The organism is Pseudomonas sp. YNh (assembly GCF_037993085.1).
Lineage (GTDB): Bacteria > Pseudomonadota > Gammaproteobacteria > Pseudomonadales > Pseudomonadaceae > Aquipseudomonas > Aquipseudomonas putida.
In genome coordinates, this window is sequence record NZ_JBBMRJ010000001.1 from 158,235 (window position 1) to 170,274 (window position 12,040).

Here is a 12,040-nt window from a genome sequence, read left to right on the forward strand (position 1 = left end):
GGGCCCTTCACTCAGCGCAGCTTCTTGATACGTTCGCTGGGGCTGATCACGTCGGTCAGGCGAATGCCGAACTTCTCGTTGACCACTACCACTTCGCCATGGGCGATCAGCGTGCCATTGACCAGCACATCGAGCGGCTCGCCAGCCAGGCGGTCCAGCTCGATCACCGAGCCCTGGTTGAGTTGCAGCAGGTTGCGAATGTTGATCTCGGTGCTGCCCACTTCCATGGAGATGTTCACCGGGATGTCCAGGATCACGTCCAGGTTCGGGCCTTCGAGGCTGACGTTTTCGTTCGGCTTCGGCGAGCTGGCGAATTCTTCCATCGGCATGCGGCCAGCGCCGCCGTTGCCGGTGTCACCGCCCAGCAGCGCATCGATGTCGGCCTGCCCGGCCGAGCCGGTTTCCTCAAGGGCTGCAGCCCACTCATCGGCCAGCGCCTGGTCCTCTGCGGAGGTGATCTCGTTTTCGTTAGCCATGGTTTCCTCGACAGGCATTCAATTCGTTATGAGCGACCGGCACGCCGTCAGCGGCGTTCGATCGGGTCGATGATCTGCAGGGCCAGGTTGCCCTTGTGCGAACCCAGCCGCGCCTTGAACGACGGCACACCGTTGGCGCGCAGCACCAGGTGCTCGGGCAGCTCCACCGGGATCACGTCACCGGGCTGCATGTGCAGGATGTCGCGCAGCTTCAGCTGGCGGCGGGCGACCGTGGCGGTCAGCGGCACGGCCACATCCAGCACGTCCTCGCGCAGGGCCTTGACCCAGCGCTCATCCTGGTCGTCCAGGTCGGACTGGAACCCGGCATCGAGCATTTCCCGCACCGGCTCGATCATCGAGTACGGCATGGTCACGTGCAGGTCGCCGCCGCCACCGTCCAGTTCGATGTGGAAGGTGGACACCACCACTGCTTCGCTGGGGCCGACGATGTTGGCCATGGCCGGGTTGACCTCGGAGTTCATGTACTCGAAGGTGACCGGCATGATTGCCTGCCAGGCTTCCTTGAGGTCGACGAAACACTGGTCCAGCACCATGCGCACCACGCGCAGCTCGGTAGGGGTGAACTCGCGGCCTTCGATCTTGGCGTGGCGGCCATCGCCACCGAAGAAGTTGTCCACCAGCTTGAACACCAGCTTGGCATCGAGGATGAACAGCGAGGTGCCGCGCAGCGGCTTGATCTTGACCAGGTTGAGGCTGGTCGGCACGTACAGCGAGTGCACGTATTCGCCGAACTTCATCACCTGTACGCCACCCACGGCCACGTCGGCGGAACGGCGCAGCAGGTTGAACATGCTGATGCGGGTGTAACGGGCGAAGCGCTCGTTGATCATTTCCAGGGTCGGCATGCGACCCCGTACGATACGGTCCTGACTGGTCAGGTCGTAGCTTTTGATACTGCCAGGCTCGGATGCACTTTCGGTCTGCACCAGCCCGTCGTCGACGCCGTGCAACAGGGCATCGATTTCATCCTGGGACAGCAGGTCCTGTACGGCCATTGCGGACTCCTACTGCAATACGAAATTGGTGAACAGCAACTGGTCGATGACCGGCTTGCCGACTTCCTTCTGCGCCACTTCCTGAACCACTGCGGTCGCCTTCTGGCGCAACATCTCCTGCCCGACCGGACTGCTGGCCAGGGTGTCGAAACCCTGCCCGGAGAACATCATCACCAGGTTGTTGCGGATCACCGGCATGTGCACCTTCAGGGCATCCAGGTCGGCCTGGTTGCGCGCCTGCATGGTGATGCTCAGCTGCATGTAGCGCTGGCGGCCGTTCTGGTTGAAATTCACCACAAATGCCGGGGTCAGCGCCTCGTAGATCGCTGCTGGCTTGACGTTGCCGGCCACAGGCTCGGCGGCCGGGGCCGAATCGCTCTTGTGCATGATGAACCAGGTAGCGCCCACCGAAAGGCCGATCGCCAGCAACAGGCCTACGACGGCCAGCAGGATCAGTTTGAGTTTGCCTTTAGTGGCGGGGTCTTTGACTGCTTCGCTCTTCGCCATGCCAATAATCCGTCGTCCATCGGGGGTTCAAAGGTGGATGGCTTGGCTTGAGCAAGTGTTATGCCAGATTTTGCAGACGATGGGTTCCAGCAGGTTTTGCGGTGCTGCCTTCTTCGCGGGCACGCCCGCGAAGAGGCCGACACTGCAAATGAAGGTCAGGCGTAGTAATCAACCGCACTGTCGCCAACAACCACCTGCTGCTCCACAGGCCGGGTGCCTTCGACGGGCTCGCCCCCGCCCTGCTCCGCCTGGCGCGCCGCCACCCCCGACAGGTTGCTGCCCTGCGCCTGCCCCTGCTGCTGTTGCTGCCCGCGCGACTGGTCGGCCACGTTGACATCCGGCTGGGCCAACCCCTGCTGGGCGAACAGTTCGCGCAGGCGGTGCACCTGGCTGTCGAGGGCATCACGCACACCGGCGTGACCGCTGATGAAGGTGACCTGGGTCGACTGGTCCGTCGCAACATTGACGCGAATGTCCAGGCGGCCCAGCTCCGCCGGCTCCAACTGGATATCCGCCGACTTGAGGTTCTGGCTGGACAGGTACATGACCCGGTTGACCAGGCCCTCGGCCCAGGCACCCTGGTTCATCGGCAATGGCTGGTGCAACGGGCTGGCATTGGCCGGCACGGCGTTGGCGGTCTTGGCCGTGGCAGCCTGGGTCAGGCTGGCGAGGCGATTGGCGAAATCATCGATACGGGTGTCGCTGCTGGCACTCTTGCTGTCTTTCAGGCCATCTTCAAGCAAGGCACCAAAGGCTTTGTCGCCCGGCTCACCTGCTTCACCCTCGGCATTTTCCACCAGATTCGCCAAGGTATTGACGGCTGCCTGCCCATCTTCACCCTCGGCCTGGGACGGATCCAGCGCATGTGCCGAGGTGCCACCCTTGGCCTGGGCGCTGTGCTCCAAGGCCAGCCGCAGGGTTGGCAGGTTAGCCAACGGGTCGGCATCGGGGTCGAAGGCTTCTTCGGCAGCGGGTTCTTCGGGCAGCGCAGCAACCTGCGCCGTGGCGGCCTGCAGTACCGGCGCAACGGCCTCGGCCTGGGCCTGGATCAGTTGCGCACCAGGCTGGGCGTCGGTGACCTGGCCGGCCACCAGGCTGGCATCACGCAGCCCGGTATCGGCCTGGGCCGCGTCGTCAGCTGGCAATTTGTTGCCGTCATCGGCAACCGCAGTTCTGTCGGCGGGGTCTTTCTTGCCACCCGCTGCCGCCTCAGGTTTGTCCTTGAGCTTGGCCGGGGCAGCCTTGTCATCCTGCCCGACGGCCTTATCACGCCCCTGCCTGGCCATCACCTGGCCAAAGCCGTCGCCCTTGTCACCCAGCGCCTGCAGCGGTTTATCCGCCTGCGCGCTGGCCGAACGCGAGGTGCTTTTAATGGCGTTGGCTTGCAACAAAGGGTTGGGTGCGACAGGCATCGAGCGGTCTCCGCGCCAGGAACAGAAAGATCATCCAGCCGGAGAAAAGCAAGACTCGCGCCAACTCACACATCAGCCTGCAGAAATACGCTGCTGCTCATCGCGGTAGAAGTGCTGCACCTCGACGTATTCCAGATCGATGCGGTTGATCAAGTCTTCGATCCCATAGAGCGGGCGCTGCCGCGCGCGGTCTTCCAGTTGCTGGCACAGGCAAGCCAAGGCCACGGCGCCCATGTTGCTGCTGCTGCCCTTGAAGCTGTGGGCGGCCGCACCAAGCTCTTCGGCGCTTTTGGCCGCGTGCAGCTGGCTCAGGCGCCGTTCAGAGTCGTCGAGAAAGGTTTGCACCAACTGCAGGTAGCCATCCTCCATGACTTCACGCAGGTCACTGAGGACCTTGTGGTCAATATGCATGTCAGTCACTTGTTCACTCCTTGATCAAGCCAGATTATGCCCGAGCCAACCTGTGGCTCACCATACGAACTCCACATGTGCGCAACGCCCGCCTTCGCTCCAGCGGGCATTGCTGGCCAGCCGCTGAATCAGGTTCAGGCCACGCCCGCTCAGGCCCTGCGCCAGCGACGGCCGCGACAGCACACGCTGCACATCGAACCCGGCGCCACTGTCGAGCACCTCGATCATCAGACGCCCACCCTCGGCGTGCGGTTCAACCCTCAAGTCGATGCGCACGGAACCGTCGCTCAACGCACCCAGCCGCCGGGCGCGCTCCTGATAATAGTCGGCGAACCCCTGCACATCGCGCTTGAGCTGCGAGTCCAGGCCCAGCACCCCATGCTCCAGCGCATTGGAATACAGCTCGCTGAGCACCGCGTGCAGGCTACCGGTCCGCGCCCGCAGGCCGTGGATTTCTTGCAACAACTGCACCAGATACGGCACCGGGTTGAAGCGTTTGAGGCTCTCGCCACGCACCTCGAACCCCAGCGACCAGTCCAGCGGGCTGGAACGGCCGCTATCAGAGTAGATCATCGGCGCCGGCACCCGCTCCTCCGCGCTGAACATGCGGATGTCGCACAGGCTGATGTCATCACGCGGGTGCCCGCCAAATTGCTCCAGCGCCTGCATGACTTCATCGAACAGCTGCGCAGGGTCGCGATTGGCGGCCAGCACCGCACGCAAACGCTCCACGCCGAATAACCGTTCCTGGTCATCGGCGGTGTCCAGCACGCCGTCCGACAACAGCAACAAGCGCTCGCCCGGTGCCAACGGCAGCACTTCAGTGCTGTCATCGAAACGCTCTGCAGCCAGGATACCCAGCGGCAGGTGCCGAGAGCTCAGTGATGATAGCACATGGCCACTTACCGACAGGCGATAGCCATCGGGCATGCCCCCGTTCCACACCTCGACCGAACCGCGCTGCAAGCTGAGGTCGAGCAGCAGTGCACAGCAGAACATGTCCACCGGCAGGATACGTTTGAGCTTGGCGTTCATCTCGCGCAGGATCTGCGCCATGCCGTAGCCCTTGGCGGTCATGCCGTAGAACACTTCAGCCAGCGGCATCGCCCCTACCGCCGCTGGCAGACCATGGCCGGTGAAATCGCCAAGCAGCACACGCATGTCACCGGCCGGGGTGAACGCGGCCAGCATCAGGTCGCCGTTGAACAGCGCATAGGGCGATTGCAGGTAGCGGATGTTGGGGGCAGAAAGGCAGCCGGAGTGGGCCACCTTGTCGAACACCGCCTTGGCAACCCGCTGCTCGTTGAGCAGGTGGTGGTGGTGCCGGGTAATCTGGTCACGCTGCTCCAGCACGGTAGCCTGCAACCGGCGCAGGCGGTCCATGGCGCGGATCTTGGCGCCGAGGATCACCGCACTGTAGGGCTTGGCCATGAAGTCATCGCCCCCGGCCTCCAGGCAGCGCACCAGGCCCTCCTCCTCATTCAGCGACGTCAGGAAAATGATCGGCACCAGCGCCTCGCCGGCCAGGGCCTTGATCTGCCGCGCCGCCTCGAAGCCATCCATCACCGGCATCAGTGCATCCAGCAGCACCAGCTGCGGGCGCCGCTCGACGAACAGCGCCACCGCCTGCTCGCCGTTTTCTGCGGTGAATACCTGATGGCCCTGGCGGCGCACGATCTGCGCCAGCAGCATTCTGTCGGCGGCCCCGTCTTCGGCGACCAGCACGGTCAACGCCTGTTGGGGCGGCATGTCGGCGCTCAACTGATGTCGAACAGTTTTTCGAAATTGGAGATGGCGAGGATCTTGCGTACATCGGAGCTGGCGTGCACCACGCGCACATCCGACTCATCGCCGCCCGCATGGTCCCTCAGCAACAGCAACATGCCGAGCGCAGAACTGTCGAGGTAGGTGGTGTCCTTCAGGTCGACGATTACCGAATCGGGCCGATAGGGCTGGCGTTCGTAGGCGTCACGAAACTCCTGATGTTTGCCGAAATCGAAGCGCCCCTTGATCTTGATCGTCAGCTTATTCCCTTCCCGCGAAAAATCAGTCTCGACTGCCATGCTAGCGATTCCTTCGATGATGGCGGATGCAACTCCATTAAGGTTTAGCAGGCGATGGCATGGGTGGCAAGCACATGGTTCCAGCAGGCGATGCGGCCCCCTGATTGATGGTGCAAGACAGGATCAGAAATGGTTTTGCCGGGGCAAGCGCTGCGACAGCTCGTCCAGCAACCGCTGCTCACGCTTGTCCTCGGCGCGCCGGGCTTCGTCCATGTAGCGCTGCACCAGCTTGCGCAAACCCTCTACCCGGGCATAGGCCTGCTGCCAGGTGCCACGGGCGTTGTTGAGGTTGTTCTGGTGCCACACCAGGCTCTGGCGCTGCTGGGTCATGGCCGTTTCCAGCTGCCCCAGAAAACGCTGGTAGTTGACCAGCCAGCTGCCATTGACCCCCTGCCCGCCGCGGTTGATCCACTGCAGCTGGTAATCCTCACGAAACCGTTCGAGTTCGGCCAGCTTGGCCTGGGAGGTGGCCACCTGCTGCTGGAAATGCCCCAGGCGCTGGGCTGCCTTGCGCTCGGCTTCCTCGGCCATGTCCACCACCGGCGCCAGGCGCGCAGCGCGTCCGGGCAGCGCCATGGCCTATCAGCCCGCCGGGGGCGTGAAGATCGCCCCCAGCTGTTCGCGGCTCTGCGCCATGCCCACATTCTCCTGCAGGCCTTGGCGCAGAAACTCCACCAGCTTCGATTGCAAGGCAATGGCCAGGTCGGTTTCCGGGTCGCCGCCGGCCACATAGGCGCCCACGCTGATCAGGTCGCGGCTTTGCGACAGGCGCGACCACAATTGCTTGAACTTCTGCGCCTGGCGCAAGTGGTCGGCATCGACCACCTGGGGCATCACCCGGCTGATCGAGGCTTCGATGTCGATGGCCGGATAATGCCCCTCTTCGGCCAGCCGGCGCGACAGCACGAAGTGGCCGTCGAGCACACCGCGCGCCGAGTCGGCGATCGGGTCCTGCTGGTCATCACCTTCGGACAACACGGTGTAGAACGCGGTAATCGAACCACCACCCGCCTCGCCATTGCCCGCTCGCTCCACCAGCTTGGGAAGCTTGGCGAATACAGACGGCGGGTAACCCCGGGTGGCCGGCGGCTCGCCGATGGCCAGGGCAATTTCACGCTGGGCCTGGGCGAAACGGGTGAGCGAGTCCATCAGCAACAGCACGTTCTTGCCCTTGTCGCGGAAGTACTCGGCGATGCGCGTGCAATACATGGCAGCGCGCAGGCGCATCAGCGGCGCATCGTCGGCAGGCGAAGCCACCACTACCGAACGCTTGAGGCCCTCTTCACCCAGGATGTGCTCGATGAACTCCTTCACCTCACGGCCCCGCTCACCGATCAGGCCAACCACGATGATTTCGGCTTCGGTGAAGCGGGTCATCATGCCCAGCAACACCGACTTACCTACGCCAGTACCGGCAAACAGGCCAAGGCGCTGGCCGCGACCGACGGTCAGCAGGCCATTGATACTGCGGATGCCCACGTCCAGCGGCTTGCTGATGGGATCACGGTTGAGCGGGTTGATCACCGGGCCGTCCATCGGCACCCAGTCCTCGGCCTTCATCCCGCCCTTGCCATCCAGCGCACGCCCCGCGCCGTCCAGCACACGGCCGAGCATGCTCATGCCCATGGGCAGCCGGCCGCCGTCATCCAGCGGCACCACCCGGGCGCCGGGGGCGATACCGACAATGCTGCCGACGGGCATGAGGAACACCTTGGGCCCGGCAAAACCCATGACTTCGGCTTCTACCTGGACCGGGTGGTAGCTGTCGTCGTTGATCACCAGGCAGCGGCTTCCCACCGCGGCACGCAGGCCTTCGGCCTCCAGGGTGAGCCCGACCATGCGCAGCAGGCGGCCTTCGACGATGGGCTGGGCCGGCAGCTCGATGGCCTCGGCATAACTGCCCAGGCGTTTGCCGAAGCTGGTGCGGTCAAGGCGCATCAGGGCTTTCCACCGAACGCTCGACCGGGGCGTCCAGGTCTACCGACATGTCTGGCGCCGCCGGGTGCAGGGAATGGTCATGCAACTGGTCGAACAGCTGCGCCACGGCTTTCTCGATGCGCGTTTCCATGGTCGCATCGATGCGGCTATGGGCAGTTTCAATACGGCAGCCCCCCGGCAGAAGTGCGCTGTCTTCCAGCAACCGCCAGTTTTCCTCATGGCGTTCGCGCAGGGCCTTGGCCAGCTCGAAGTCCTGCGGGTTGAGGTGGATGCGGATATTGTCCGCGCCCATGGGCAGCAGCTTCAATGCTTCGCGCAGCACCTGGGTGATCTGGCTGGAGTCGTTGTGCAATTCGCGGCCGATCACCTGGCGAGTCATGTGCGCCACCAGGTGCACAAGGGTTTTCTCGATCTGCGTGTCTTGCTCGGCGATCGGCTCCATCAGGTTGGCCATCAGTTGCTCAAGGCTGTCGAGCTTGGCCTTCAGGGCCGCTTCGGCCTCTTGGCGCACCTTGAGCTGGGTGCTGTGAAAGCCCTCTCGCTCGCCGGTGGCGAAACCTTCGTTGTAGGCTTCCTGGCGGATGGCCTCGAGCTCTTCCAGGGTGAGCGGCTGGACTTCTTCCAGCGGCACTTCCTCGATTTCTTCCTCGACCGGCTCGGGTTCCGGCTCAGGCTCGGGTACGGGCTCTGGCTCCGGGTCGAAGCTGGGCAGCGTCCACACGTCCACGCCCTCAAGGTCGCGGGCGCGGATCAGGTCGCTGGGGTGATGTTCTTTGCTGGACATGTTTTAAAGTACTCAACAAGCATGTTCGACCCATAAGGGCCTTGTGGGAGCTGGCTTGCCGGCGATCAAGGGCGCAGCCCTTGCCATGCAACGACTCTGCCTGGGCTGGCCTCATCGCCGGCAAGCCAGCTCCCACAATTACCGCACCAGCCCCACCAGTTTTTCCTGGCCTGATGGATCAGATCATTTCCTCGGCACCCTTGCCGCCGAGCACGATCTCGCCGGCCTCGGCCATGCGGCGGGCGATGGTGAGGATTTCCTTCTGCGCCGTTTCCACGTCGCTGACCCGGACCGGCCCCTTGGCCTCCAGGTCGTCGCGCAGCAGTTCGGAGGCACGCTTGGACATGTTCTTGAAAATCTTGTCCTTGACCCGCTCGTCGGCGCCCTTGAGCGACACCACCAGCACATCGGACGACACTTCGCGCAGCAGCGCCTGAATACCCCGGTCGTCGACGTCGGCCAGGTTGTTGAAGACGAACATCAGGTCTTCGATCTGCTCCGACAGGTCGCTGTCGACTTCGCGGATCGCATCCATCAGTGCACCTTCCACGGAGCTGTCGAGGAAGTTCATGATGTCGGCAGCGCGCTTGATGCCGCCCAAGGTGGTGCGCGCGGCGTTGGAGTTGCCCGAGAACTGCTTCTCGAGGATCTGGTTCAACTCTTTCAGCGCCGCCGGCTGCACGGTGTTCAGCGACGACACGCGCAAGACGATGTCCAGGCGCACCTTGTGGTCGAAGTTGCTCAGCACTTCGCCGGCCTGGTCAGGGTCGAGGTAAGCGACCACGATTGCCTGGATCTGCGGGTGCTCGTAGCGGATCACGTCGGCTACCGCGCGCGGTTCCATCCATTTCAGGCTGTCCAGGCCACTGGTGTTGCCACCCAGCAGGATGCGGTCGACCAGGCCATTGGCCTTGTCCTCGCCCAAGGCCTGGTTGAGCATCTTGCGGATGTAGGCATCGGACCCCACGCCCAGGCTGGTCTGGTCGCCGACAATGTCGACGAACTCGCTCATTACCTGCTCGACCTGGTCACGGTGCACATTACCCATCTGCGCCATGGCCACACCCACCCGCTGCACTTCCTTGGGGCCCATGTGGCGCAGCACCTGGGCCGCATCGGTCTCGCCCAACGAAAGCAGCAGGATTGCCGCCTTGTCGACACGGCTCAGCTTGGCGGTAACGGCTCGGTTATCACTCATCGGCGTTGATCCAGTCTTTGACGACCTGGGCTACACGGCCCGGGTCTTCGGCCACCAGGCCTTTGATTGCGTTGAGCTGTGCCTCGTAACCCTCGCTCGGGCTAGGCAGCAGAATGCTTGTCGGGCCACCCAGACTGACGCGGTCGTTGGCCAGTTCGCCATCCAACCCCACCATGCCGCCCAGCTCCATGTCGCTATCCGAAGCGGCCTGCTTGCCGCCCCCTGTGATGTTGTTGAGCACCGGCCGCAGCACGCCGAACACCAGCACCAGAATGAACACCACGCCCAGCACTTGCTTGACGATGTCCCAGAACCACGGCTGCTGGTAGAAGGCGATATCGGCAATTTCTTCGTTACGGTCGGCGGCAAATGGCACGTTGATCACCGTCACGCTGTCACCACGGCTGGCGTCGAAGCCGACCGCGTCTTGCACCAGGCGGGTGAAGCGCGCCAGGTCTTCGGCGGCCCACGGTGCACGGCTGGTGTTGCCGGTGGCCGGGTCGATCTTGACCTGGTCGTCTACCACCACTGCCACCGACAGGCGGGTCATGCGCCCCTGCTGCTGGCGGGTGTGGCTGATGGAGCGGTCCAGCTCGAAGTTCTTGGTGCTTTGCTGGCGTTTGTCCGACGGGTACGGTGCGAGCATCGGCTGGCCGGTGGCCGGGTCCATGATCTGCTGGCCGTTGGCATCCACCAGCGGCTGGCCAGGCTGAATGGCTGCGGCCGGGGTAGCGGCGCCACCGGTGGTTTGCGGCGCCGAAGCGGCGCCTGGCGGCTGGTTGCTCAGCGCACCAGGCACACCTTGCGGGCCCTGGCTGCTGGCGCGTTGCTCGTCAACCGACTGTTCGCTGCGCAACGCCGGCTGGTCGGGGTTGAATTGCTCGGCAGTCGACTCGACGGCACTGAAGTCCAGGTCGGCAGACACTTCGGCCTTGTATCGGTCATTGCCCAGCACAGGCTGCAAGATGTTGCGCACGCGCTGGGTAAGCATGCTTTCCATACGGCGGCTGTAGTCGTACTGCTTGCCGGCCTCGGTCAGGGCGGAGTCCTGCAGCTGCTCGGACAGCAAGTTACCTTTCTGGTCGACCACGGTGACCTGGGATTTGTCCAGCTCCGGCACACTGGTCGCCACCAGGTTGACGATGGCCGACACCTGACCGGCTTCCAGGGCACGGCCCGGGTACAGCTCGACCAGTACCGAGGCGCTAGGCTTGCGGTCGTCGCGCACGAACACCGAGCTTTTCGGGATGGCCAGGTGCACGCGTGCGGCCTTGACGTTGTTCAGGCTGGAAACGGTACGCGCCAGCTCGCCTTCCAGGCTGCGGCGGTAGCGAGTGGCTTCCATGAACTGGCTGGTGCCCAGCCCCTGCTCCTTGTCGAGCAGTTCGAAACCGACATTGCCATCGCTGGGCGCCACGCCGGCGGCCGCCAGTTTCAGGCGCGCACGGGAGAGGTCGTCGGCCTTGACCAGCAGAGCACCGGAGTTGGGCTCGACGTTATAGGGGATGTCAGCAGCACCCAGGGTGTCCATGACCTGCTTGGTGTCCATGCCCGACAGGCTGCCGTACAGCGGACGGTAATCGGGTTGTTGCGACCACAGCACCACGGCAAAGCCGATTGCCACGCTGGCCGCCAGGCCGACCATGAGGCCGACTTGGCGCAGCATGGGCATCTGCGCGATGTTTTCCAGGAACGACATACCTGGCAGCGGGCGCTTGGCCGCTGCCGGGCCCGTCTTGGCGGGGGGGTTGTCGACGACTGCTTCAGCCATGGTCTACGTCCGTCCTCAAACCGGCATCTGCATGATGTCCTGGTACGCCTGGACCAGCTTGTTGCGTACCTGGGTCATGGCCTGCATCGACACACTGGCCTTTTGCGAAGCGATCATCACGTCGGTCAGGTCGACGCCGCTCTTGCCGATCTCGAAGGCATTGGCCAGCTGGGTCGAGGCCTGCTGGGTCTCATGCACCTTGCCGATTGCCTGGCCAAGCATGTCGGCAAAGGTACTCTGCCCCGGCGCCAGCTCGGGGGCGGCGGTGACCTTGGGCAGCGACATTGCATCGGCCTGCATGGCCCGCATGTCCAGCATCAGACGATTGAATTCAACACCTTGGCTCATGACCCTTCTCTCTCCTGCGGCCGCATTTTTTTGACACTCATGCGGCGAATAGCCTACGTAAAGCAACAAAGGTGCCAGCCTATATAGTTCAGGCAACACAACCCCTGTGGGAGCGG

Annotated in this window: 13 protein-coding genes; all 13 read right to left on the minus strand. The window is 63.7% G+C overall.

Annotated elements, in window-relative coordinates; translation table 11 throughout:
- Positions 1 to 11: 11 nt before the first annotated feature.
- Positions 12 to 476 carry a flagellar motor switch protein FliN gene (gene fliN / locus WF331_RS00690; protein ID WP_041167975.1) on the minus strand — a complete coding sequence of 155 codons (465 nt, stop codon included), beginning with the start codon at positions 474 to 476 and terminating at the stop codon, positions 12 to 14.
- Between the two features lie 47 nt (positions 477 to 523).
- Entirely contained in the window at positions 524 to 1,492 is a 969-nt protein-coding gene (fliM, locus tag WF331_RS00695; protein ID WP_013973595.1) for a flagellar motor switch protein FliM, read from the minus strand.
- A gap of 9 nt (positions 1,493 to 1,501) precedes the next feature.
- Positions 1,502 to 1,999, minus strand: coding sequence for a flagellar basal body-associated protein FliL (fliL, locus tag WF331_RS00700; protein WP_016498557.1), 498 nt, complete (start codon positions 1,997 to 1,999; stop codon positions 1,502 to 1,504).
- A gap of 155 nt (positions 2,000 to 2,154) precedes the next feature.
- Positions 2,155 to 3,411, minus strand: a complete 1,257-nt coding sequence (locus WF331_RS00705) for a flagellar hook-length control protein FliK (RefSeq protein WP_340622571.1) — start codon at positions 3,409 to 3,411, stop codon at positions 2,155 to 2,157.
- A 72-nt stretch (positions 3,412 to 3,483) separates the two neighbouring features.
- Positions 3,484 to 3,831, minus strand: coding sequence for an Hpt domain-containing protein (locus tag WF331_RS00710; protein ID WP_016498555.1), 348 nt, complete (start codon positions 3,829 to 3,831; stop codon positions 3,484 to 3,486).
- A 48-nt stretch (positions 3,832 to 3,879) separates the two neighbouring features.
- On the minus strand, positions 3,880 to 5,571 hold the full coding sequence (locus WF331_RS00715; RefSeq protein WP_340622572.1) for a fused response regulator/phosphatase: 1,692 nt from the start codon (positions 5,569 to 5,571) through the stop codon (positions 3,880 to 3,882).
- 8 nt (positions 5,572 to 5,579) lie between these two features.
- A complete protein-coding gene (locus WF331_RS00720) occupies positions 5,580 to 5,885 on the minus strand; it encodes an STAS domain-containing protein (protein WP_016498553.1) in 306 nt (101 codons plus the stop codon).
- Between the two features lie 123 nt (positions 5,886 to 6,008).
- Positions 6,009 to 6,461: a flagellar export protein FliJ gene (gene fliJ / locus WF331_RS00725; RefSeq protein ID WP_016498552.1), complete on the minus strand. Its 453-nt coding sequence runs from the start codon at positions 6,459 to 6,461 to the stop codon at positions 6,009 to 6,011.
- Positions 6,462 to 6,467: 6 nt separating this feature from the next.
- Positions 6,468 to 7,823 carry a flagellar protein export ATPase FliI gene (gene fliI / locus WF331_RS00730; protein ID WP_016498551.1) on the minus strand — a complete coding sequence of 452 codons (1,356 nt, stop codon included), beginning with the start codon at positions 7,821 to 7,823 and terminating at the stop codon, positions 6,468 to 6,470.
- Positions 7,813 to 8,607 carry a flagellar assembly protein FliH gene (gene fliH / locus WF331_RS00735; RefSeq protein WP_274138443.1) on the minus strand — a complete coding sequence of 265 codons (795 nt, stop codon included), beginning with the start codon at positions 8,605 to 8,607 and terminating at the stop codon, positions 7,813 to 7,815. The genes fliI and fliH overlap by 11 nt, the downstream gene beginning before the upstream one ends.
- A gap of 178 nt (positions 8,608 to 8,785) precedes the next feature.
- Positions 8,786 to 9,805: a flagellar motor switch protein FliG gene (gene fliG / locus WF331_RS00740; RefSeq protein ID WP_016488432.1), complete on the minus strand. Its 1,020-nt coding sequence runs from the start codon at positions 9,803 to 9,805 to the stop codon at positions 8,786 to 8,788.
- Positions 9,798 to 11,576 carry a flagellar basal-body MS-ring/collar protein FliF gene (fliF, locus tag WF331_RS00745; RefSeq protein WP_016498549.1) on the minus strand — a complete coding sequence of 593 codons (1,779 nt, stop codon included), beginning with the start codon at positions 11,574 to 11,576 and terminating at the stop codon, positions 9,798 to 9,800. The genes fliG and fliF overlap by 8 nt, the downstream gene beginning before the upstream one ends.
- 15 nt (positions 11,577 to 11,591) lie before the next feature.
- Complete coding sequence (fliE, locus tag WF331_RS00750; RefSeq protein ID WP_003254438.1) at positions 11,592 to 11,924, minus strand: flagellar hook-basal body complex protein FliE; 333 nt, start codon at positions 11,922 to 11,924, stop codon at positions 11,592 to 11,594.
- Positions 11,925 to 12,040 lie beyond the last annotated feature (116 nt).